This is a genomic window from Pseudomonas orientalis (assembly GCF_002934065.1).
GTDB classification, from domain to species: Bacteria; Pseudomonadota; Gammaproteobacteria; order Pseudomonadales; family Pseudomonadaceae; genus Aquipseudomonas; species Aquipseudomonas orientalis_A.
The window spans coordinates 909,010-932,009 of record NZ_CP018049.1 but is presented as its reverse complement, the minus strand read 5'-3'; the positions used below and the strand labels follow the sequence as shown (position 1 = coordinate 932,009).

Annotated in this window: 17 protein-coding genes; 13 read left to right on the top strand and 4 right to left on the bottom strand. The window is 61.4% G+C overall.

Annotation, left to right across the window (positions count from 1 at the left end; all coding sequences use genetic code 11):
• Positions 1–117 precede the first annotated feature (117 nt).
• The 7 genes from BOP93_RS04115 (at position 118) to BOP93_RS04085 (ending at position 8,926) form a co-directional block, all read left to right on the top strand.
• Positions 118–1,722 (top strand): ABC transporter substrate-binding protein, encoded by a 1,605-nt coding sequence (locus BOP93_RS04115; protein WP_104501645.1) that lies wholly within the window; start codon positions 118–120, stop codon positions 1,720–1,722.
• Between the two features lie 171 nt (positions 1,723–1,893).
• Complete coding sequence (locus tag BOP93_RS04110; protein WP_065951579.1) at positions 1,894–3,288, top strand: OprD family outer membrane porin; 1,395 nt, start codon at positions 1,894–1,896, stop codon at positions 3,286–3,288.
• 80 nt (positions 3,289–3,368) lie between these two features.
• Positions 3,369–4,967 carry an ABC transporter substrate-binding protein gene (locus BOP93_RS04105; RefSeq protein ID WP_104501644.1) on the top strand — a complete coding sequence of 533 codons (1,599 nt, stop codon included), beginning with the start codon at positions 3,369–3,371 and terminating at the stop codon, positions 4,965–4,967.
• 76 nt (positions 4,968–5,043) lie between these two features.
• On the top strand, positions 5,044–6,054 hold the full coding sequence (locus BOP93_RS04100; RefSeq protein ID WP_003171721.1) for an ABC transporter permease subunit: 1,011 nt from the start codon (positions 5,044–5,046) through the stop codon (positions 6,052–6,054).
• A 10-nt stretch (positions 6,055–6,064) separates the two neighbouring features.
• A complete protein-coding gene (locus BOP93_RS04095; RefSeq protein ID WP_065883645.1) occupies positions 6,065–6,976 on the top strand; it encodes an ABC transporter permease subunit in 912 nt (303 codons plus the stop codon).
• 10 nt (positions 6,977–6,986) lie between these two features.
• Positions 6,987–7,955, top strand: coding sequence for an ABC transporter ATP-binding protein (locus BOP93_RS04090; protein ID WP_065883643.1), 969 nt, complete (start codon positions 6,987–6,989; stop codon positions 7,953–7,955).
• Positions 7,955–8,926, top strand: a complete 972-nt coding sequence (locus BOP93_RS04085; protein WP_104501643.1) for a peptide ABC transporter ATP-binding protein — start codon at positions 7,955–7,957, stop codon at positions 8,924–8,926. The genes BOP93_RS04090 and BOP93_RS04085 overlap by 1 nt, the downstream gene beginning before the upstream one ends.
• Before the next feature lie 125 nt (positions 8,927–9,051).
• Here BOP93_RS04085 and BOP93_RS04080 read toward each other — a convergent pair whose 3' ends face one another.
• Together BOP93_RS04080 and BOP93_RS04075 are read right to left on the bottom strand one after the other, a co-directional pair.
• Complete coding sequence (locus BOP93_RS04080; RefSeq protein ID WP_065883640.1) at positions 9,052–9,297, bottom strand: hypothetical protein; 246 nt, start codon at positions 9,295–9,297, stop codon at positions 9,052–9,054.
• 243 nt (positions 9,298–9,540) lie between these two features.
• Positions 9,541–11,124, bottom strand: coding sequence for a peptide chain release factor 3 (locus tag BOP93_RS04075; RefSeq protein WP_104501642.1), 1,584 nt, complete (start codon positions 11,122–11,124; stop codon positions 9,541–9,543).
• Positions 11,125–11,483: 359 nt separating this feature from the next.
• Here BOP93_RS04075 and BOP93_RS04070 point away from each other — a divergent pair, with 359 nt between their 5' ends.
• The 6 genes from BOP93_RS04070 to BOP93_RS04045 all read left to right on the top strand — a co-directional run bounded on the left by BOP93_RS04070 (position 11,484) and on the right by BOP93_RS04045 (position 19,427).
• Complete coding sequence (locus tag BOP93_RS04070) at positions 11,484–12,173, top strand: ABC transporter permease (RefSeq protein WP_170827556.1); 690 nt, start codon at positions 11,484–11,486, stop codon at positions 12,171–12,173.
• Positions 12,174–12,210: 37 nt separating this feature from the next.
• Entirely contained in the window at positions 12,211–13,104 is an 894-nt protein-coding gene (locus tag BOP93_RS04065; protein WP_104501641.1) for a glycine betaine ABC transporter substrate-binding protein, read from the top strand.
• Between the two features lie 12 nt (positions 13,105–13,116).
• Positions 13,117–13,770 (top strand): ABC transporter permease, encoded by a 654-nt coding sequence (locus tag BOP93_RS04060; protein WP_057726112.1) that lies wholly within the window; start codon positions 13,117–13,119, stop codon positions 13,768–13,770.
• A complete protein-coding gene (locus BOP93_RS04055; protein ID WP_005784718.1) occupies positions 13,767–14,924 on the top strand; it encodes an osmoprotectant ABC transporter ATP-binding protein OsmV in 1,158 nt (385 codons plus the stop codon). Before BOP93_RS04060 ends, BOP93_RS04055 begins: the two co-directional genes overlap by 4 nt.
• Positions 14,925–15,398: 474 nt before the next feature.
• Complete coding sequence (locus BOP93_RS04050; protein ID WP_003188470.1) at positions 15,399–16,562, top strand: type III PLP-dependent enzyme; 1,164 nt, start codon at positions 15,399–15,401, stop codon at positions 16,560–16,562.
• Between the two features lie 339 nt (positions 16,563–16,901).
• Entirely contained in the window at positions 16,902–19,427 is a 2,526-nt protein-coding gene (locus tag BOP93_RS04045) for a PepSY domain-containing protein (protein ID WP_104501640.1), read from the top strand.
• 133 nt (positions 19,428–19,560) lie between these two features.
• On the opposite strand, the gene BOP93_RS04040 is transcribed toward BOP93_RS04045, so the two are convergent.
• Together BOP93_RS04040 and BOP93_RS04035 are read right to left on the bottom strand one after the other, a co-directional pair.
• Positions 19,561–21,102: an alkaline phosphatase D family protein gene (locus BOP93_RS04040; RefSeq protein WP_104501639.1), complete on the bottom strand. Its 1,542-nt coding sequence runs from the start codon at positions 21,100–21,102 to the stop codon at positions 19,561–19,563.
• A gap of 191 nt (positions 21,103–21,293) precedes the next feature.
• The gene (locus tag BOP93_RS04035) at positions 21,294–22,997 is read right to left on the bottom strand and encodes a PTS fructose-like transporter subunit IIB (RefSeq protein WP_065893650.1); all 1,704 of its coding nucleotides are present in this window, start codon (positions 22,995–22,997) and stop codon (positions 21,294–21,296) included.
• Positions 22,998–23,000 lie beyond the last annotated feature (3 nt).

Genomic DNA, 23,000 nt, shown 5'->3' with positions numbered 1-23,000 from the left:
AGCAGAGGCCTCACTTTGGGAAAGGCGCTCGCTATGTGTGGGATCAGTGATGTCTCCCTGGCTGTGACCAGTGGGATCGCTCGCTGTTGATAACTACAAACAAGGATCGGGATCGTCATGCGCCATACCACCGTTCTATCCGCACTGTTTGCCACCAGCCTGTTAGCCGTGGCCACAATGGCTCAAGCCGCCGACAAGAAGAGCCTGGTGTTCTGCTCCGAGGGCAGCCCGGCAGGCTTTGACACCGCGCAATACACCACCGCCACCGACAACGATGCGGCAGAACCGTTGTACAACCGCCTGGTCGAGTTCGAAAAAGGCGCAACTGACGTAGTGCCCGGGCTGGCAACCAAATGGGACATCTCCGAAGACGGGCTGACTTACACCTTTCATTTGCGTGAAGGAGTGAAGTTCCACAGCAACAAAGAGTTCAAGCCGACACGCGACTTCAACGCCGACGACGTGCTGTTCACCTTCAACCGCATGCTTGACCCCGACCACCCGTTTCGCAAGGCCTACCCTACCGAGTTCCCCTACTTCAACGGGATGAGCCTGAACAAGAACATTGCCAAGGTCGAAAAAACCGACCCGCACACCGTGGTGATCACCTTGAACACGGTCGACGCCGCGTTCGTGCAAAACATTGCCATGAGCTTCGCCGCGATCCTTTCCGCCGAGTATGCCGAACAGTTGCTCAAGGAAGGCAAACCCAGCGATATCAACCAGAAGCCGATCGGCACCGGCCCGTTTGTGTTCCAGCGTTACCAGAAAGACTCGCAGATTCGCTACGTGGCGAACAAACAGTACTGGGACCCGAGCCGGGTCAAGCTCGACCAACTGATCTTCGCCATCAACACCGACGCTTCGGTGCGCGTGCAGAAGCTCAAGGCCGGCGAATGCCAGGTCACCCTGCACCCGCGTCCTGCCGATGTCGACGCGCTCAAGGCCGATCCGAACCTGCAATTGCTGACCAAGCCCGGCTTCAACCTGGGCTACATCGCCTACAACGTGCGCCACAAGCCGTTCGACCAGCTCGAAGTGCGCCAGGCGCTGGACATGGCGGTGAACAAACAGAGCATCCTCAATGCCGTCTACCAGGGTGCGGGGCAATTGGCAGTGAACGCCATGCCGCCGACCCAGTGGTCCTACGACGAGAGCATCAAGGACGCCGCCTACAACCCGGAAAAAGCCAAGGAACTGCTCAAGGCCGCCGGCGTGAAGGAAGGCACCGAGATCACCCTCTGGGCGATGCCGGTACAACGTCCGTACAACCCCAACGCCAAGCTGATGGCTGAAATGCTGCAGAACGACTGGGCCAAGATCGGCCTGAAAGTGAAGATCGTCAGCTACGAATGGGGCGAATACATCAAGCGCACCAAGAACGGTGAGCACGATGTCAGCCTGATCGGCTGGACCGGCGACAACGGTGACCCGGACAACTGGCTGGGCACCCTCTACAGCTGCGACGCCATCGGCGGGAACAACTACTCCATGTGGTGTGACCCGGCGTACGACAAGCTGATCAAGCAAGCCAAGGTCGTCACCGACCGTGAACAAAGGACTGTTCTGTACAAACAGGCGCAGCAACTGCTCAAGCAGCAGGTGCCGATCACGCCAGTCGCCCATTCGACGGTCAACCAGCCGTTAAGCGCCAAAGTCGAAGGCTTCAAAGTGAGTCCTTTCGGCCGCAATGTGTTCTCGGGCGTCAGCATCACCCCATAAGAAAAATAACCGGATTGCGCAGGGCGAAACTGGCCCTGCGGCAAACGTGCAGGCTTTTGTTGGGAATTTTCCTACGCCAAACGTTTGCAACAGCTTGAACGAGTTACACACCCAATAGCCGGTTCACCTAAAAAGACCGGCATAAAAAAGAGAACCAAAGGAGCTTCACCCATGAAACTGAGCAGCAAAGCGCTTCTGGCCCTGGCCATCAGCAGCATCACGGCCACCGCCTACGCTGAAACCCAGAGCCAGGACTTCGTTCCTACCACTCTGGCCGGCACCAGCGCCCAAAGCGAGGCCAAGGGCTTCATCGAAGATTTCAGCCTGGGCGGCACCACGCGTAACTGGTACTCCCATGAAAGCAAATACCGTGGGGGCACCTTCGCTTACCAGAAGCATGGCCAAACTCTGACCGACCGCAACCGTACCAACTGGGTGCAGGGCACCATCCTCAACGCCAGCTCGGGTTTCACCCAGGGCACTGTCGGCGTCAAGACCGAAGTGGCGGTGTACAACGCACTGGTCCTGGACCGCAGCAAGCGTGATATCAAAGGCGGCTCCAACCGCACCCTGGCCGACTCCAACGGTGACGCCGTCGACCAGTGGAGCAAACTGGGCCTGGCCAACGTGCAGTTCCGCGTGTCCAACACCACACTGACCGCCGGTCGCCAGAATTTCAGCAGCGGCATCGTCGACACCATCGGCAACCGTGCGCTGCCTTCAAGCTTCCAGGGTGTGAGCTTCAACAGCGAAGAGTTCAGCAACCTGTCGTTCCAGGGCGGCGTGTTTGACCGCGTTTCCCCGCGTAGCGAACAGAGCCTGTCGAAATTCCGTAGCGAATACGGCAATGGCGCTGAAACCGACAAGGTCTCCACCCTGGGTGTGAACTACCAGCCGCTGAAAAGCCTGAAGACCAGCTTCTTCGCCGCCAACGTGAAGGACTTCTGGAACCAGTACTACTTCGGCGCTACCCACGAACTGGGCGACGCTCAGCAACTGGGCCTGACCACCGGCTTCAACTACTACAAGACGGTCGATGAAGGCAAAAAAGAGATGGGGGAAATCGACAACGATACCTTCTCCCTGTCCCTGGGCCTGACTCACCAGGCCCACAGCCTGACCTTCGGCTATCAGCAAGTGAACGGTAACGAGTACTTCGACTACCTGCACGAAACCAACGGCATCTACCTGGCCAACTCCCTGACGTCTGACTTCAACGGCCCGAACGAGAAATCGCTGCAGATCGCCTATGCCATCAACATGGCCGAATACGGCGTGCCAGGCCTGAAGTTCAACGCCTACTCGGCCCGCGGCTGGGGCATCGACGGTACCCACTACACCGGCAACAACGGTCGCGCCAAGTTCGCCTACGACGGCATTCAGTCCCAGGACGGCGAGAAACACCAGGAATACGGTGTAGGCGCCTCTTACGCCTTGCAAAGCGGCCCACTCAAAGCCACTACCGTGCGCGCAACGTATGTTGAGCACCGTGGCAGCGAGTTCCAGTCCGACGGCAGCATCAAAGAGTTCCGTCTGGTCACCACCATCCCGTTCAACATTCTTTAATTAGCGCCAGGTAAGCGGCGGGCTCAGGACGAGCCCGCCGTCTTCGCGTTTCTGGCTCCATCGATTGCAGAGGGCTCTGAATGAAAATGCTCCCGTTACAAGCTGCCATGGCCGCTGCGCTGTTGAGCGTGGCGATCGGCGTTTCGGCCAAACCGCTGGTGGTCTGCACCGAAGCCAGCCCGGAAGGTTTTGACCCGGTCCTGTACACCACCGCCGTGACCGCTGACGCCGCTGCCGAAACTATGTTCAACCGCCTGGTGGACTTCAAGCCCGGCACCACTGAAGTGGTCCCGGCGCTGGCCAAGGACCTGCCGGAAATCAGTGCCGATGGCCTGACCTACACGTTCCACCTGCGTGAAGATATCAAGTTCCACACCACCGACTATTTCAAACCCACGCGCAACCTGAACGCCGACGACGTGCTTTGGAGCTTCCAGCGCCAGCTGGACCCGAATCACCCGTGGCATAACAAGTCGCTCGTAGGCTACCCGTACTTCGAAAGCATGGGCTTCAAGGAACTGCTCAAGAGCGTAGAGAAGACCGATGATCACACCGTCGTCTTTACCCTGACCCGTCCTGAAGCACCGTTCCTGGCCGACCTGGGCATGGCATTCTCTTCAATCCACTCCAAGGAATACGCCGACCAGTTGCTCAAGTCCGGCAAGACCGATGACCTTAACGCCAAGCCCATCGGCACTGGCCCGTTCATCTTCATCCGTTATCAAAAAGATGCCCAGGCGCGCTTCAAGGCCAACCCTGAGTACTTTCGCGGCAAACCGGCAGTTGATCCGTTGATCCTGGCGATCAGCACCGATAACAACGTGCGCCTGCAGAAGCTCAAGGCCAACGAATGTCAGATCGCGTTGTTCCCCAAGCCGGATGATATTCCAAGCATCAAGAAAGACCCGAACCTGAAAGTCGACGAACTGGCGGCGATGACCACCAGTTACACCGCGATGAACACCACCCACAAATACATGAGCGATGCGCGGGTACGTCACGCGATCAACATCGCGTTCGACAAGGCAGGCTATACCGATGCCCTGTTCGGCAAAGGCAATGCAGTGGTGGGTACCGGCCCTTATCCGCCGACCTTGCTGGGTTTCAACGACAAACTGAAAAACCCGCCGCGTGACCTGGACAAGGCCCGCGCCCTGCTCAAGGAAGCCGGCGTACCGGAAGGCACCGAATTCACCCTGTTCACCCGCAACGGTGGCGGCCCGACCAACCCCAATCCAATGCTCGGCGCCCAGCGCATGCAGGCGGATCTGGCGCAGGTTGGCCTGAAGGTCAATATCAAAGTCATGGAATGGGGCGAAATGCTCAAGCGCGCTAAAAACGGCGAGCACGACATGGTTTCGGCTGGCTGGGTCGGTGATAACGGTGACCCGGACAACTTCCTCACACCCAACCTGAGTTGCGATGCGGCGAAAAACGGCGAAAACTACGCACGCTGGTGTAACAAAGAGTTTCAGGACTTGATCGACAAGGCCCGTGCAGAAAAGGAACCGGCCTCACGGGCTGCGCTCTATGAACAAGCACAGGATGTTTTCGAGAAGGACCAGCCATGGCTTCCAATGGCTTATCCGAAACTGTTCACCGCCATGCGCAAGAACGTAGAAGGCTTCACCCAAAGCCCTCTGGGTACAAATAACTTCGCCACCACCCAGGTGAAGTAAATAAGAAAAACGCTCGGCGCCATCGCTATTGACGGCGCCGAACCTGCCTAACCGGCTGATTGAGGTATACACCAAGATGTTTAGTTTTATTGCCCGCCGACTGGGGTTATTAATCCCCACGTTCTTCGGCATCACGTTGCTGACCTTTGCGTTGATTCGCATGATTCCAGGCGACCCCGTAGAAGTCATGATGGGCGAGCGTCGGGTTGACCCCGAAATGCATGCCCAGGCAATGGAACGCCTTGGCTTGAACAAGCCGTTGTATGCGCAATACCTGGACTATGTGGGCAAACTTGCCCAGGGCGACCTTGGCGAATCCCTGCGCACCCGCACCAGCGTGTGGACCGAGTTCACCGCACTCTTTCCGGCGACCCTGGAACTGTCCATGGCCGCCCTGTTGTTCGCCGGTATCCTGGGCCTGCTGGCCGGGGTGATCGCGGCACTCAAGCGAGGATCGCTGTTCGACCACGGGGTGATGGGCATCTCCCTGGCGGGTTATTCGATGCCGATCTTCTGGTGGGGCCTGATCCTGATCATGTTCTTCTCGGTGAGCCTGGGCTGGACCCCGGTTTCCGGGCGTATCGACCTGCTCTACGACATCGAGCCGCGCACCGGCTTCATGCTGATCGACACGCTACTGGCCGACGAGCCGGACGCGTTCTGGGATGCCTTGCACCACTTGATCCTGCCGGCCATCGTGCTGGGCACCATCCCGCTGGCGGTGATCGCGCGGATGACCCGTTCGTCGATGCTCGAAGTGCTGCGTGAGGACTACATTCGCACCGCCAAGGCCAAGGGCCTGTCGCCGGCGCGCGTGGTGTTCGTGCACGGCCTGCGCAACGCGCTGATCCCGGTGCTGACCGTGGTCGGCCTGCAAGTCGGCACGCTGCTGGCCGGCGCCGTACTGACCGAAACCATCTTCTCGTGGCCCGGCATCGGCAAATGGCTGATCGAAGCCATTGGCGCGCGAGACTACCCGGTGGTGCAGAACGGTATTCTGTTGATCGCCTGCCTGGTGATCCTGGTGAACTTCGTGGTGGATATCCTCTACGGCTTCGCCAACCCACGCATCCGTCACCAGCGCTGAGATCATGACCATGACTACCTCTACTCCAGTGTCAGCAGTCGATCAGAGCCTGCTGTACCCGTCCCCGTACAAAGAATTCTGGCAAGCCTTCTCCAAGAACAAAGGTGCGGTTGCCGGCCTGCTGTTCATGCTGCTGATCGTGTTCTGCGCGATCTTCGCACCCTGGGTTGCACCGCATAACCCGAGCGAGCAATACCGCGACTTCCTGCTCACCCCGCCTGCGTGGCTGGAAGGCGGGCAGATGCAGTTCCTGCTCGGCACCGACGAACTGGGCCGCGACCTGCTCTCGCGCCTGATCCAGGGTTCGCGCCTGTCGCTGCTGATCGGCTTGTCGTCGGTGGTGATGTCGCTGATCCCGGGCATCCTGCTGGGCCTGTTCGCCGGGTTCTTCCCGCGCCTGCTCGGCCCGACCATCATGCGTTTGATGGACATCATGCTGGCCCTGCCTTCGCTGCTGCTGGCGGTGGCGATTGTCGCCATCCTCGGCCCTGGCCTGATCAACACCGTGATCGCGATCGCCATCGTGTCGCTGCCGTCCTACGTGCGCCTGACCCGCGCTGCGGTGATGGGCGAGCTGAACCGCGACTACGTGACGGCGGCGCGCCTGGCCGGTGCCGGCCTGCCACGCCTGATGTTCGTCACCGTGCTGCCCAACTGCATGGCGCCGCTGATCGTCCAGGCGACCCTGAGTTTCTCCTCGGCGATTCTCGATGCCGCGGCCCTGGGCTTCCTTGGCCTTGGCGTACAACCGCCAACGCCTGAGTGGGGCACCATGCTGGCTTCGGCCCGTGACTACATCGAACGCGCCTGGTGGGTAGTGAGCTTGCCTGGCTTGACCATTTTGCTCAGCGTGCTGGCAATCAACTTGATGGGTGACGGCCTGCGCGACGCGCTGGACCCGAAACTCAAGAACGCCGCCTGAGGAGATTCCCATGTCACTGTTAGAAATCAAGAATCTCAACGTGCGCTTCGGCGACAAGACCGCCGTACCGGTGGTCGATGGCCTCGACATTACCGTCGACAAAGGCGAAGTCCTGGCAATCGTTGGCGAGTCGGGCTCGGGTAAATCCGTGACCATGATGGCGCTGATGGGCCTGATCGAGCATCCCGGTATCGTCACCGCCGACGCGCTGAACTTCGACGGCAAGGACATGCTCAAGCTGAGCAACCGCCAGCGCCGCCAGATCGTCGGCAAAGACCTGGCGATGGTGTTCCAGGACCCGATGACCGCGCTGAACCCCAGCTACACCGTGGGTTTCCAGATTGAAGAAGTGCTGCGCCTGCACTTGAAAATGTCCGGCCGACAAGCGCGCAAGCGGGCCATCGAACTGCTGGAAAAAGTTGAAATCCCGGGCGCCGCCAGCCGTATGGATGCCTACCCGCACCAACTGTCCGGCGGCATGAGCCAGCGCGTGGCCATCGCCATGGCGATCGCCGGCGAGCCGAAACTGCTGATCGCCGATGAGCCGACCACTGCGTTGGACGTGACCATCCAGGCGCAGATCATGGACCTGCTGCTGGCCCTGCAGAAAGAACAGAACATGGGCCTGGTGCTGATCACCCACGACCTTGCGGTGGTGGCTGAAACCGCCCAGCGCGTGTGCGTGATGTACGCAGGCCAGGCCGTGGAAGTCGGCCAGGTGCCGCAACTGTTCGACATCCCGGCGCACCCGTACAGCGAAGCGCTGCTCAAGGCGATTCCGGAACACAGCCTGGGCGCCACGCGGCTGGCCACGCTGCCCGGCATCGTGCCGGGCCGCTATGACCGCCCGCAGGGTTGCCTGCTGTCGCCGCGTTGCCCGTACGTGCAGGAAAACTGCCGCACCCAGCGCCCGAGCCTTGATCCGAAAACCAACAGCCTTGCACGCTGCTTCTACCCCTTGAACCAGGAGGTGGCGTAATGGCCGTCGTTCTTACCGCCCGCGACCTGACCCGTCACTACGAAGTGTCCCGTGGCCTGTTCAAGGGCCACGCCACGGTGCGCGCCCTTAATGGTGTGTCCTTCGAACTCGAAGCCGGCAAGACCCTTGCCGTGGTAGGCGAGTCGGGTTGCGGCAAGTCCACCCTGGCCCGCGCCCTCACGCTGATCGAGGAGCCGTCTTCGGGCTCGCTTAAAATCGCCGGCCAGGAAGTGGCCGGTGCCGACAAGGCCCAGCGCAAGCAGTTGCGCAAAGACGTGCAGATGGTATTCCAGAGCCCGTACGCCTCGTTGAACCCGCGCCAGAAGGTCGGTGATCAGCTCGGCGAGCCGCTGCTGATCAACACCCACCTGTCCGCCGCCGAACGCCGTGAAAAAGTGCAGGCGATGATGAAGCAAGTGGGCCTGCGCCCCGAGCATTATCAGCGCTACCCGCACATGTTCTCCGGTGGCCAGCGCCAGCGTATCGCCCTGGCCCGGGCGATGATGCTGCAACCCAAAGTGCTGGTGGCCGATGAACCGACCTCGGCGCTGGACGTGTCGATCCAGGCCCAGGTGCTCAACCTGTTCATGGATTTGCAGCAGGAATTCAACACCGCCTACGTGTTCATCTCCCACAACCTGGCGGTGGTGCAACACGTCGCCGACGACGTGATGGTGATGTACCTCGGCCGTCCGGTGGAAGTGGGCCCCAAGGAAGACATCTACGCCCGTCCGCTGCACCCGTACACCCAGGCACTGCTGTCGGCCACCCCAACGATTCACCCGGACCCGAACAAACCGAAAATCAAAATCGTCGGCGAACTGCCCAACCCGCTGAACCCGCCGCCTGGCTGCGCGTTTCACAAGCGCTGCCCGTATGCGACAGCGCGCTGCAGCACCGAGGAGCCGCTGTTGCGGCCGTTGGATAATCGCCAGGTGGCGTGCCACTACGCAGAGCAGTTCGTGGCCTGAGCGATCGTTCCCACGCTCCGCGTGGGAACGACCAGTGATGCGGCGTCAGTGAGTTCTACAGCCCTTCCCGTCAGGTTGCGCATCAGCCTGGCGGGAGGGGCTTCTTTTTGGGTTGGCACCGCGTCTCAGGTTTCGCCGTCATCAAAGGTCACACTGTCTTCGCCTTCGTTGATCGGGTTTTCCGGATCTTTAACGTCTGTGGGCTGAGGCTGCGGTTTCCAACTGCCGGAATTGACCTCGTTGGCCTTTCTCTTGGTGACAGGGCCGGTGTCCTTCCATTGGGGCGTGCCATCGACAGCCAGTGCCGGGAGCGTCGTCAGCCCCGGGCCTGCCAGTAGCATCAGACAAATAGCGTATCGAACATTTCGCACGGAGGTCTCCTTCGCAGTCAATGTGTGAACGCTAGACCCGATGCAGGGTTCTCGCCAATTCCCAGCCGTATAGAGGGCAAAATGTGGGAGGGGGCTTGCCCCCGATAGCAGTGGGTCAGGACATTACATGTGACTGATAGACCGCCATCGGGGGCAAGCCCCCTCCCACAGTTGATAGTGTTTCACAGCCAAGAAAAAGGGCGAAGCCATGACAGCTTCGCCCTTCTGTGTACCGCTCAGACCTTAATGGTGTTCGCGGGTTGCCCGGAATTTCACATCCGGCCAGCGCTCTTCCATCAGCGCCAGGTTGACCCGGGTCGGGGCCAGGTAGGTCAGGTGACCACCGCCGTCCACCGCCAGGTTTTCCACGGCCTTGTTGGAAAACTCTTCCAGTTTTTTCTTATCGCTGCACTCGATCCAGCGCGCCGAGTACACGGTAATAGGCTCGTAGGAGCATTCCACCTTGTATTCCTCTTTCAAGCGGCTGGCGACCACATCGAACTGCAGCACACCGACGGCGCCGAGGATGATGTCGTTGCTGCGCTCGGGGAAGAACACCTGGGTGGCGCCTTCTTCAGCCAATTGCTGCAAGCCCTGGCGCAGTTGCTTGGATTTCAGCGGGTCGCGCAGGCGTACGCGGCGGAACAGTTCCGGTGCGAAGTGCGGGATACCGGTGAAGCCCAGCGCTTCGCCTTCGGTGAAGGTGTCGCCGATCTGGATGGTGCCGTGGTTGTGCAGGCCGATGATGTCGCCGGCGTAGGCTTCTTCGAGCTGTTCACGCTCGGAGGAGAAGAACGTCAGCGCATCGCCGATGCGTACGTCCTTGCCGGTGCGCACGTGGCGCATCTTCATACCCTTTTCGTAGCGGCCGGAGCAGATACGCATGAAGGCGATACGGTCGCGGTGCTTGGGGTCCATGTTTGCCTGGATCTTGAACACGAAGCCGGTGAATTTCTCTTCGACCGGTTCCACCGTGCGCTCGTTGGCGACCCGGGCCAGAGGCTCGGGTGCCCAATTCACCACGGCGTCGAGCACGTGGTCGACACCGAAGTTGCCAAGGGCAGTGCCGAAGAACACCGGGGTCAACTGACCGTCGAGGAATTCCTGCTGGTTGAACTCATGGCAGGCGCCCTGCACCAGTTCCAGTTGGTCGACAAAACGGTCGTACTCATCGCCCAGGTGGGCGCGGGCTTCGTCGGAGTCGAGCTTTTCGATGATTTTCACATCGGTGCGCTCATGCCCGTGGCCGGCGGTGTAGACGATGATGTAGTCATCGGCCAGGTGATACACGCCCTTGAAATCGCGGTAGCAACCAATCGGCCAGGTGATCGGCGCGGCCTTGATCTTCAGGACGGCTTCGATTTCATCCAGCAGCTCGATGGGATCGCGGATATCGCGGTCGAGTTTGTTGATGAAGCTGACAATCGGTGTGTCGCGCAGACGGCAAACGTCCATCAGCGCAATGGTGCGCGGCTCGACGCCCTTACCGCCGTCGAGGACCATCAATGCCGAGTCCACCGCAGTAAGGGTGCGGTAGGTGTCTTCGGAGAAGTCTTCGTGGCCCGGGGTGTCGAGCAGGTTGACCATATGGTCGCGATACGGGAACTGCATGACCGACGTGGTAATGGAAATACCCCGTTGCTTTTCCATTTCCATCCAGTCGGATGTCGCATGGCGGTCGGATTTACGCGATTTCACCGTGCCGGCCACCGCGATTGCCTTGCCCATCAGCAGCAGCTTTTCGGTGATGGTGGTTTTACCGGCATCGGGGTGGGAAATAATGGCGAAAGTGCGGCGTTTCGCGACTTCGGCGGCCTGGTGGGTCATGGGAAATCGCCTGGCAGGTGAGTCAAAAAAGGGCGGCGAGTATAGCGCAAACGCGAGGGTACGGACCACCGTTGAGCCCATTGGGGGTGGCTAAATGCTCCCAAGTGTGGAACCTTTTAAAAGGTAGAGACGTCCACTCCCCTGCTTACGCACTCGGAACAGGGGCTGGAAAATCAGCAAGTTAGCCTGACGAGGCTGCGCTTATGGCTCGAACTCATGCCGCTTTTGACGGCATTGGCGAGCTGCATTTCGCGATCACATTTCGCTGACAGCCAGCAATGGCTTGCCACGCGGGAATGTGTTCGTCGACAGAAGAAAAAAGGAGTCCGCCTGTGGCTATTCGCTATGGCAAAGGGCTTATGGGAGCAGCGGTTGTCGTCGCGCTCCTGGCCCTGCTGGTCCACTGGATCGGCATCAACACGATCGAACTGTACCGCGACGATTTATTGTTTTACCTGCAAGCTCATTTGATTCTCGTCCTGGTCTCCATGCTGGCCGCCCTGATTGTGGGGATCCCCGCCGGTATCCTGCTCAGTCGACCGAACATGGTCGGGCGCGCAGAACGCTTCATGCAGATTTTCAACATCGGCAACACCGTCCCTCCCCTGGCCGTACTGGCCATCGCCCTCGGCGTCCTCGGCATCGGCAGCGGTCCGGCCATCTTCGCGTTGTTTCTCGCCTCTCTCCTGCCCATCGTGCGCAACACCTACGAAGGCCTGAAAAATGTGCAGGGCTCACTCAAGGAAGCCGCCACCGGCATCGGCATGACCCCGCGCCAGGTGCTGTTTCGCGTGGAATTGCCCAACGCCGTGCCGATCATCATCGGTGGCGTGCGGGTGGCCCTGGCGATCAACGTCGGGACCGCGCCGCTGGCCTTCCTGATCGGTGCCAACAGCCTGGGCAGCCTGATCTTCCCCGGCATCGCCCTGAACAACCAGCCGCAACTGCTGCTCGGCGCCGCCTGCACCGCGCTGCTCGCATTGCTGCTTGATGGCCTGGTGACCATGGCCAGCCGCCTTTGGCTGGAACGCGGGTTACGTCCGTCTTAAGGCTTGGCGCCGTTTTAGGCCTGAAACAGGAATTCACATGAAAACACTAAGCTTGATATTAGGCTGCGTCCTGCTGTTTGCAGGGAGTGCGCAAGCCGCTGAAAAACCGGTGATTCGCATCGGCGCCCGGGTGTTCACCGAACAGACCCTGCTGGCCGAAATCACTTCCCAGTACCTGCGCAGCAAGGGCTACGACGCCCGCGTGACCGGCGGCCTGGGCAGCAACCTGGCGCGCAGCGCCCAGGAAAGCGGGCAACTGGATCTGATCTGGGAATACACCGGCGTGTCGCTGGTGGCCTACAACCATATCGACGAGAAGCTCGACAGCGAACAGTCCTACGCGCGGGTCAAGGAACTCGACGCGAAAAAGGGCCTGGTCTGGCTGTCGCCGTCGCGCTTCAGCAACACCTACGCCCTGGCGTTGCCCGAGAAAGTGGCTCAGGAACACCCCGAGATCAACAGCATCAGCGATCTCACCAAAGCCATGGCCGAAGACGCCAAGGATCACCGCCTGGTCGCCCTGGACACCGAGTTCGCCAACCGCTCCGACGGCCTGGCAGGCATGGTCAAGCTGTACGACATGAACCTCACGCGCAAGAACACTCGGCAGATGGACGCAGGCCTGGTCTACACCGCGTTGCGTAATGGCCAAGTGTTTGCCGGCCTGGTCTACACCACCGACGGTCGCCTGAACGCGTTCAAGTTGAAGCTGCTCGAGGACGACAAGCACTACTTCCCGGACTACACCGCCGCCCCGGTGATCCGCCAGGACTACCTCGACAAGCACCCGCAACTGGCCGCCGAGCTCAAGCCTTTGGCCACGCTGTTCGACGACCAAACCATGCGCCAGCTCAATGCGCGGGTCGACGTCGACCATGAAAGCCCGTCCGCCGTTGCCGCCGATTTCCTGCGCCAACATCCAATCAACTAACGAGGAGAAGACATGGAATTTTTGAACGCCTTTTCCCATCTTGATTGGGCCCAGGTCCTGCACCTGACCTGGCAGCACATCACCCTGGTCGGTATCGCTGTGATTCTCGCGATTGTCGTCGGTGTGCCCCTGGGCGTGCTGATGACCCGCTACCCGACCCTCGCGGGCCCCTTGCAAGCCAGCGCCACGGTATTGCTCACGGTGCCCTCCATCGCCCTGTTCGGCCTGCTGCTGCCGTTCTACTCCAAGTTCGGCCAGGGCCTGGGGCCGATGCCGGCGATCACCGCCGTGTTCCTCTACTCCCTGTTGCCGATCATGCGTAACACCTACCTGGCGCTCACCGGTGTCGAGCCGGGCATCCGTGAGGCCGCCAAAGGCATCGGCATGACCTTCGGCCAGCGCCTGCGCATGGTCGAACTGCCGATTGCCGTGCCGGTGATCCTCGCCGGTGTGCGCACCGCCGTGGTGATGAACATCGGTGTGATGACCATCGCCGCCACCATCGGCGCCGGTGGCCTGGGTGTACTTATTCTGGCTTCCATCAGCCGCAGCGACATGTCGATGCTGATCGTCGGCGCCGTGCTGGTCAGTCTCCTGGCCATCTTTGCCGACCTGCTTCTGCAATGGCTGCAACGCTCGCTGACTCCAAAAGGATTGCTCAAATGATCGAACTTCAAAACCTGTCCAAGACTTTTCAAAGCAACGGCAAGACTGTCACCGCCGTCAACGATGTAAGCCTGACCGTCAACGAAGGCGAAATTTGCGTATTCCTCGGCCCGTCGGGCTGCGGCAAGAGTACGACGCTGAAGATGATCAACCGCCTGATCAAGCCCTCTTCGGGCAAGATCCTGATCAACGGTGAAGACACCACCGACCTGGACGAAGTGACCCTGCGTCGCAACATCGGCTACGTGATCCAGCAGATCGGCCTGTTCCCGAACATGACCATCGAAGAAAACATCGTGGTGGTGCCCAAGTTGCTCGGCTGGGACAAGCAGAAATGCCACGACCGCGCCCGCGAACTGATGAGCATGATCAAGCTCGAACCCAAGCAGTACCTGCACCGCTACCCGCGTGAATTGTCGGGCGGCCAGCAGCAGCGCATCGGTGTGATTCGCGCCCTGGCGGCCGATGCGCCGTTGCTGCTGATGGATGAACCGTTCGGCGCGGTCGACCCGATCAACCGCGAGATGATCCAGAACGAGTTCTTTGAAATGCAGCGTGCGCTGAACAAGACCGTGATCATGGTCAGCCACGACATCGACGAGGCCATCAAGCTGGGCGACAAGATTGCGATCTTCCGCGCCGGCAAGCTGCTGCAGATCGACCATCCCGATACGCTGCTGGCGCACCCGGCGGACGAGTTCGTCAGCAACTTCGTCGGCCAGGACAGCACCCTCAAGCGCCTGTTGCTGGTCAAGGCCGAAGACGCGGCGGACAACGCGCCGTCGGTGAGCCCGGAAACCCCGGTGGCCGATGCGCTGGAACTGATGGACGAGCACGACCGCCGCTATGTGGTGGTCACCTGCGCCGAGAACAAGGCGCTGGGCTATGTACGCCGTCGCGACCTGCACCGTCAGACCGGTACCTGCGGCCAATACCTGCGCGAGTTCAACGCCACGGCGGCGTATGACGAGCATTTGCGCATCCTGCTGTCGCGCATGTACGAGTTCAACCGTTCATGGTTGCCGGTGATGGATGCCGAGCGGGTGTTCCTGGGCGAGGTGACCCAGGAATCGATTGCCGAGTACCTGAGTTCCGGCAAGTCCCGTGGCGGCAAGACCAGTATTGTCTCGCCTGCCGAGACTGCCCTGGCCTGACCTGGCACAACACAGTTAAAACTGTGGGAGGGGGCTTGCCCCCGATGAGGGTGGATCAGTCACTAAGGTATTGGCTGACCCACCGCTATCGGGGGCAAGCCCCCTCCCACATTTGGCTCTGCTGGGTGTCAGGGAAATGCACTCAATTCGCCCATCCGGGGAACATCAATCCGTCACACCGGTCGGTTACATAAGTAGCTGCACGGGGTCGCGCGACGAACGCGTGCAAAAACGCGACATTTTTAGTTGATCCCACGCCCATCAAGCCCTAAAGTTCGCGCCGAACGTCCATGCTGGAAACGATCCATCCGGCTCAAGTACTGACGACGAGACAGCAAGGCCAAGGGACGCGTATCCCATGGCCTTTTTGCTTTCGGCGACATGCCTTGGGAAGTAGGCGAACCAAAGTGGGGATACGGAGGACGTTCATTTGCACCCATTGATTAATACAGTTTGCCCTTAGGAGTTCCCAGCATGTCGATCAACGTCGAAGATTATTTCGCGCGCGCCACCTTTGACAAAATGAAGGCGTTCGCCGACAAACAGGAAACCCCGTTCGTGGTGATCGACACCGCGATGATCAGCCAGGCCTACGATGACCTGCGCGCCGGTTTCGAATTCGCCAAGGTGTATTACGCGGTCAAGGCCAACCCGGCCGTCGAGATCATCGACCTGTTGAAAGACAAGGGGTCGAGCTTCGACATCGCCTCGATCTACGAGCTGGACAAGGTCATGGACCGTGGCGTCAGCGCCGACCGTATCAGCTACGGCAACACCATCAAGAAATCCAAGGACATCCGCTACTTCTACGAGAAAGGCGTGCGCCTGTTCTCCACCGACTCCGAGGCCGACCTGCGCAACATCGCCAAGGCCGCACCGGGTTCGAAAGTGTATGTGCGCATCCTCACCGAAGGCTCGACCACGGCCGACTGGCCTTTGTCGCGCAAGTTCGGCTGCCAGACCGACATGGCCATGGACCTGCTGATCCTCGCCCGTGACCTGGGCCTGGTGCCCTACGGCATCTCGTTCCACGTCGGTTCCCAGCAGCGCGACATCAGCGTGTGGGACGCGGCGATCGCCAAGGTCAAAGTGATCTTCGAACGCCTGAAGGAAGAAGACGGCATCGAATTGAAGTTGATCAACATGGGCGGTGGCTTCCCGGCCAACTACATCACCCGCACCAACAGCCTGGAAACCTACGCTGAAGAAATCATCCGCTTCCTCAAGGAAGACTTCGGTGACGACCTGCCGGAAATCATCCTGGAGCCGGGCCGTTCGTTGATCGCCAACGCCGGTATCCTGGTCAGCGAAGTGGTGCTGGTAGCGCGCAAATCGCGTACCGCCGTCGAGCGTTGGGTTTACACGGATGTGGGCAAGTTCTCCGGCCTGATCGAAACCATGGACGAAGCCATCAAGTTCCCGATCTGGACCGAGAAGAAAGGCGAGATGGAAGAAGTGGTCATCGCAGGTCCCACCTGCGACAGCGCCGACATCATGTACGAAAACTACAAGTACGGCCTGCCGCTGAACCTGGCGATTGGCGATCGCTTGTACTGGCTGTCGACCGGTGCGTACACCACCAGCTACAGCGCGGTTGAGTTCAATGGGTTCCCGCCGTTGAAATCGTTTTACGTGTAAGACGGCTGCAACTAAAAAGCCCATGACGTTTCATGGGCTTTTTTGTGCGTGCTCCGAAGTTTCAGCGGTCCGCGCGAACGTGCCATAACCGCAAAACATAGAGTGTCGACGCTTCAAGCGTCAAGCGACTGCGCTCTCCTCTTGATCGACCCAATCGGCAAGCGCTTGCTTTGACCACCCATCCACGTGAGCGATCCATCCGCGCGGCCATCAGCACGTTCTCCATCAAGCACAACAAGCCCCACGCATCAGATGCGCGGGGCTTTTGCGTGTTTTTCGGCAACTCACGGCATAATGCGCGCCGTGACACCTATATCCAGCTAAGCGAGGCGCTTTGACGTGTTGAAGAAAACCCTGTTTCAGTTGCATTGGTTCTTCGGCATCACGGCCGGGCTGGTGCTGGCCTTGATGGGGATCACCGGGGCTGCGTACTCGTTCCAGGATGAAATCCTGCGCGCGCTCAACCCCACGGTACTGAACGTGCAGAAGCGCGAAGCCGGCGTGCTGCCGCCCGCCGAGCTGGTGCGCAAGCTGGAAGCCGCCGAAGGCAAGCGCGTGGCCATGCTGTGGGTGGAAGACCACAGCGGCAAAGCCGCCCGCGTGTCCTTTACCCCGCCGCCAGGCGAGCAGCGTGGCCCGTTGCGTTACTTCGATCCGTATACCGGCGACTACCTGGGTGACGCCGTCGGCCAGGATGTGTTCGGCTTCATCCTGCAGTTGCACCGCTTCCTCGCCATCGGCGACACCGGCCGCAACATCACCGGCGCCTGCACCCTGATCCTGCTGTTCTTCTGCCTGTCCGGCCTGTACCTGCGCTGGCCGCGCCAGGTCAGGAACTGGCGCGTGTGGCTGACCCTGGACTGGCGTAAAAAGGGCCGCAGCTTCAATTGGGATCTGCACTCGGTGTTCGGCACCTGGTGCCTGCTGTTTTACCTGCTGGCGGCACTGACCGGCCTGTATTGGTCCTATGACTGGTACAACCAGGGCGTGACCAGACTGCTCTCGGATGCGCCGCAGAACGAACGCATGCGCAAGCGCGGCCCGCCGCCCCCAGGCCCTGCGCCCGTGGCCAACTATGAGGCGATCTGGAGCAGCATCTACAGCAACGCCGGCCCTGGCTTGAGCGCCTACAACATCCGCCTGCCGGCCGTCGCCGGGCAACCGGCCACCGTGTATTACCTGCTCGACAGCTCGCCCCATGACCGTGCGCTGAACCAGATCAACCTCGACCCGGTCACCGGCGAGGTCACGTCCCATGAGCGTTACGCCAGCAAGAGCCTCAAGGCGCAGTTGCTGACCAGTGTCTATGCGCTGCACACCGGCAGTTATTTCGGGCTGGTCGGGCGAATCGTGCTCACGGTGAGCGCGCTGCTCATGCCCTTGTTCTTTATCACCGGCTGGCTGCTGTACCTGGACCGTCGCCGCAAAAAACGCCAGGTGCGTGACGCACGCAAAGGCCTGGTGGTCAGCCACAGCGACGCGCCGGCCTGGTTGATCGGCTTTGCCAGCCAGAGCGGCTTTGCCGAACAGTTGGCCTGGCAAACCGCCGGGCAATTGCAGGCCGCCGGGCTTGGGGTGAAGGTGCAGCCCCTGGGCAGCGTCAGCCGCGATGACCTCAGCCAGGCGCAACAGGCGTTGTTCGTGGTCAGTACATTCGGTGACGGCGAAGCGCCCGACAGCGCCCGTGGCTTTGAGCGCAGCGTGCTCGGCCAGGATCTGTCCCTCAAAGGCTTGCACTACTCGGTGCTGGCCCTGGGCGACCGCCAGTACGCGCACTTTTGCGGCTTTGCGAGGCGCCTGCACTTCTGGCTGACCCATCAGGGCGGCAACCCGCTGTTTGCGCCGGTGGAGGTCGACAGTGGCGACACCGAGGCCTTGCTGACCTGGCAACAACAACTCGGCCAGCTCACCGGTCACGCGCCGGCAGCGGCGTGGCAGACGGCCCGGTTTGAACACTGGACCTTGAGTCAACGCTCCCTGCTCAACCCTGGCAGCGTCGGCGCCCCCGTGTACCTGCTGGGCCTCACGCCACCCTCGCCCAGCAGTTGGCTGGCCGGTGACCTGGTGGAAATCCTGCCGCGCAATGGCCCACGGGCCGTCGAGCACTTCCTGGAAGGGCTGGGCCTGGCCGGCAGCGACGGCGTATTGATCGAAGGCCTGGCGCAAACGCTGGACCAGGCCCTGGCCACACGCCAACTGCCGGACAACCGCACGCACCTGGTGGGCCTGCATGCCCAGGCAATGGTGGATGCGCTGGTGCCGCTGGGCATGCGCGAATACTCGATCGCCTCGATTGCCAGTGATGGCGTGCTGGAGCTGATCGTGCGCCAGGAGCGTCATCCGGACGGCAGCCTGGGCCTGGGCTCCGGTTGGCTGACTGAGCACGCCGCCGTAGGCTCAAGCATCAGCCTGCGCCTGCGCCGCAACAGCGGCTTCCATCTGCCCGAGGCGCCCGTGCCGCTGATCCTGCTGGGCAACGGCACCGGCCTCGCCGGCCTGCGCAGCCTGCTCAAGGCGCGCATTGCCGAGGGCCGGCAGCGTAACTGGCTGCTGTTCGGCGAACGCCATATCGCCCACGACTACCTGTGCCGGGAAGAACTGCAAGGCTGGCTGGCCAGTGGCGACCTGGCCCTGCTGGACCTGGCGTTCTCGCGGGACCAGGCGGAGAAAATCTACGTGCAGGATCGCCTGCGCGAGTCCGCCGACGTGCTGCGCAAATGGCTGGCCGACGGTGCGGCGATTTATGTGTGCGGCAGTTTGCAGGGCATGGCCACGGGTGTGGACCAGGCGCTGGTGGACATCCTCGGCCGTGAAGCGGTGGAGCGCCTGATCGAACAAGGCCGCTATCGTCGGGATGTGTACTGAGATTTCACAGTCACTGTAGAACCAATGTGGGAGGGGGCTTGCCCCCGATAGCGGTGTATCAGTACCGGAGATATTGACTGACACACCGCCATCGGGGCCTAGCCCCCTCCCACAGTTTTTACCGCGTTCCAGGTCAAGCAGGCTGCAGTTTTTGCTCGAACACCGAGATACCATCGAGATCGCGCAAAATAACGGTCAACTCCGCCGTCTGCCCATCAATCTGCACCTCGCCGAAAAACTGAAACCCGGCAAACGGCGAGGTGTTCTGCGCCGGCGGTGCCTTCTCGAACACCACCTCGGGTCCGAAGGTCTTGTCCAACGGATTGGGCCCGAAGCTCCCCGCATTCAACGGCCCCGCGACGAACTCCCAGAACGGTTCGAAATCCTGGAACGCCGCCCGGACCGGGTGATAGTGATGCGCCGCGCAATAGTGCACATCAGCGGTCAGCCATACATGGTTACGGACCTTGTGCGCGCGCAGGAACCCCAGCAACTCGGCAATTTCCAGCTCACGTCCCTGGGCCGGGCCGGGATCGCCGTTGGCAATCGCTTCCCAGCGTGGCACGCCGGGGCTGACTTCACCGTCGGGCACGCCCAGGCCGATAGGCATGTCGGCTGCAACCACTTTCCACTGCGCCTGGGACGCCTTGAGTTCGCGCTTGAGCCAGTCCAGTTGCTCGCGGCCGAGGAAGGGCTTTTCGCCGCCCAGGTTGTCGTCGTTCGGGCCGCGATAACTGCGCATGTCCAGCACGAACACATCCAGCAGCGGGCCGTAACCGAGCTTGCGGTAAATCCGCCCGCCCGCGTCGGCGCTTTGCCGGCGCATCGGTGAATATTCCAGCCAGGCCTGGCGCGCACGGCCGACCAGGGTGTTGATGTCGCGAGTCTGGTAGCGCTCATCCAACGGCTTGCTGGATGACCAGTTATTGATCACCTCGTGATCGTCCCACTGCCAGATCTGCGGCACCTCGGCATTGAAGCGCCGCACGTTTTCATCCAGCAGGTTGTAGCGGTAATTGCCGCGATATTCATCCAGGGTTTCGGCGACTTTGCTCTTGGCTTCGGTGGTGATGTTGCGCCAGATGCGTCCACCTTCGGTGGCCAGTTGCGCCGGCACCGGGCCGTCGGCGTAGATGGTGTCGCCGCTGTGGATAAAGAAGTCCGGCAGGCGCAGGCGCATGGCTTCATAGATGCGCATGCCGCCGATGTCCGGGTTGATGCCGAAGCCTTGCCCGACGGTGTCGCCACTCCACACAAAACGGATGTCGCGACGCTGTTGCGGCACGCTGCGCAGGTGGCCGAACCAGGGCTCGCTGGCGATGCCGGTCTGGGCGTCTTCGAAATGCACGCGGTAGAAAATCGCCTGGTCGGCGGGCAACCCGGTGAGTTCGACGCGGGCGGTAAAATCGCTGCGGTTGTCGGCCAGGGGCGAGACGAATCGGCGGGGGTTGCTGAACACACTGCGGGTGTCCCACTCCACCACCATCCGTGCCGGGCGGTCGCTGCGGCTCCAGATCATCGCGCGGTCACCGAGCAGATCGCCTGATTGCACACCATCGGTGAGCAGCGGGCGGTCCTTGACCGACGCAATCACCGCCGGCGCCAGGCCCGGCAACAACAGGCCCGCGCCAACAGCTTGCATCACGCGGCGACGGCCGAGATCGAAATGGCTCATGCGTGTGCCCTCTTGAGTATCAAAAGGGCCACTTAAGCATGGGCGGATGAAGCAGATATGACACCGCCCTCACAGACCCTGAAGATCAAATGTGGGAGGGGGCTTGCCCCCGATGGCAGTGTGTCAGCTGCAAATAAGCTGGCTGACACACCGCTATCGGGGGCAAGCCCCCTCCCACATTTTTTACCGCGTCAGGCAGTGACGGCCAGCTCCGCCGCTTCCGGCCGCTTGATCAGCGCATACACCACACCGGTCAGCACACTGCCGGCCACGATCGCCAGCAGATACAGCAGCGCATGATTCATCGCGTTCGGAATCACCAACACGAACAACCCGCCGTGGGGCGCGGCCAGTTTGCAGCCGAAGTACATCGACAGCGCGCCGGTCAATGCGCCACCGGCGATGCTGGCCGGGATCACGCGCAATGGGTCCTTGGCGGCAAACGGAATCGCGCCTTCGGAGATAAAGCACAGGCCGAGAATCATCGCGGCCTTGCCGGCTTCGCGTTCAGTCTGGGCGAACTTGCGCCGGGCCAGGAACGTCGCGATGCCCATGCCAATCGGCGGCACCATGCCGGCGGCCATGGTCGCGGCCATCGGCGCCCCGCTCGACGCCGCCAGCAGGCCGACGGAAAACGCGTACGCCGCCTTGTTGATCGGCCCGCCCAGGTCGACACACATCATGCCGCCCAACAGGATGCCCAACAGCACCGCGTTGGTGGTGCCCATGGTGCTGAGAAAATCCGTCAGCCCGGTCAGCAAGCGCGCCACCGGTGGGCCAACCAGATAGATCATGGCAAGGCCCGTGAACAAACTGGCCAGCAACGGGATGATCAGGATCGGTTTGAGCGCCTCGAGGCTTTGCGGCAAGCGCACCGCCCGCGAGATCAGCTTGACGCTGTAGCCGGCCAGGAAACCGGCGAAGATCCCGCCAATGAACCCGGCGCCCAGCGTGCCCGCCAGCAGGCCGCCGATCATGCCCGGCGCCAGGCCGGGGCGATCGGCAATCGAGTAGGCGATGTAGCCAGCGAGCAACGGCACCATCAGCATGAACGCCTGGTCGCCGACGGTTTTCAGCGCCGCCGCCAGGGTGCCTTTTTCTTCAAACGCATGGATGCCGAACACAAAGGACAAGGCGATCAACAAGCCGCCCGCCACCACCATCGGCAACATGAACGACACCCCGGTGAGCAGGTGTTTGTACACGCCGGTTTTTTCCGACTTGGCCACTGCGCCGCTGCCGGCGCTTTCCACCGCGCCTTCGGCCAGCGCCTTGTTGAGGGTGGCTTCCGATTGCTTGAGGGCAATGCCGGTGCCGCAGCGGTAGATCTTCTTGCCGGCGAAGCGCTCGGTGGCGACTTCGATATCCGCCGCCAGCAGCACCACGTCGGCGTCGGCGATGGCCTGCGGACTCAACGGCGTGCGCGCACCGACCGAGCCCTGGGTCTCGACCTGCAAGTCATAGCCCAGGCGCTTGGCCGTCTGCTGCAAGGCCTCGGCGGCCATGAACGTATGGGCAACGCCGGTCGGGCAAGCGGTAATCGCGACGATGCGCGGGGCATTCCCGGCCGGTGCCTCGGTCGCCACGTACACCTGCGCCTCCTCGGCGCCCCGACGCAATACCGCGTCGACATCCGCCAGCGCCTGGGCCGGCGTGCTCTGGAACACGCGCTTGCCGACAAAACGCTGCATATCCAGCGGCGTGCTGCTGACCAGCAACACCCACTCGGCGTCATCGAGGGTCGCCTGGGACAGCTGGCTGTCCGGGCGCTGCACGTCCACCACTTCAACACTGGTGCTCCAGCCCTGGCGCTGTGCGGCGGCGTCCAGCAAGCGGGCGCACAGCACACTGGTGACCATGCCGTTCGGGCAGGCGGTAACAATGGCTAACTTCATCAC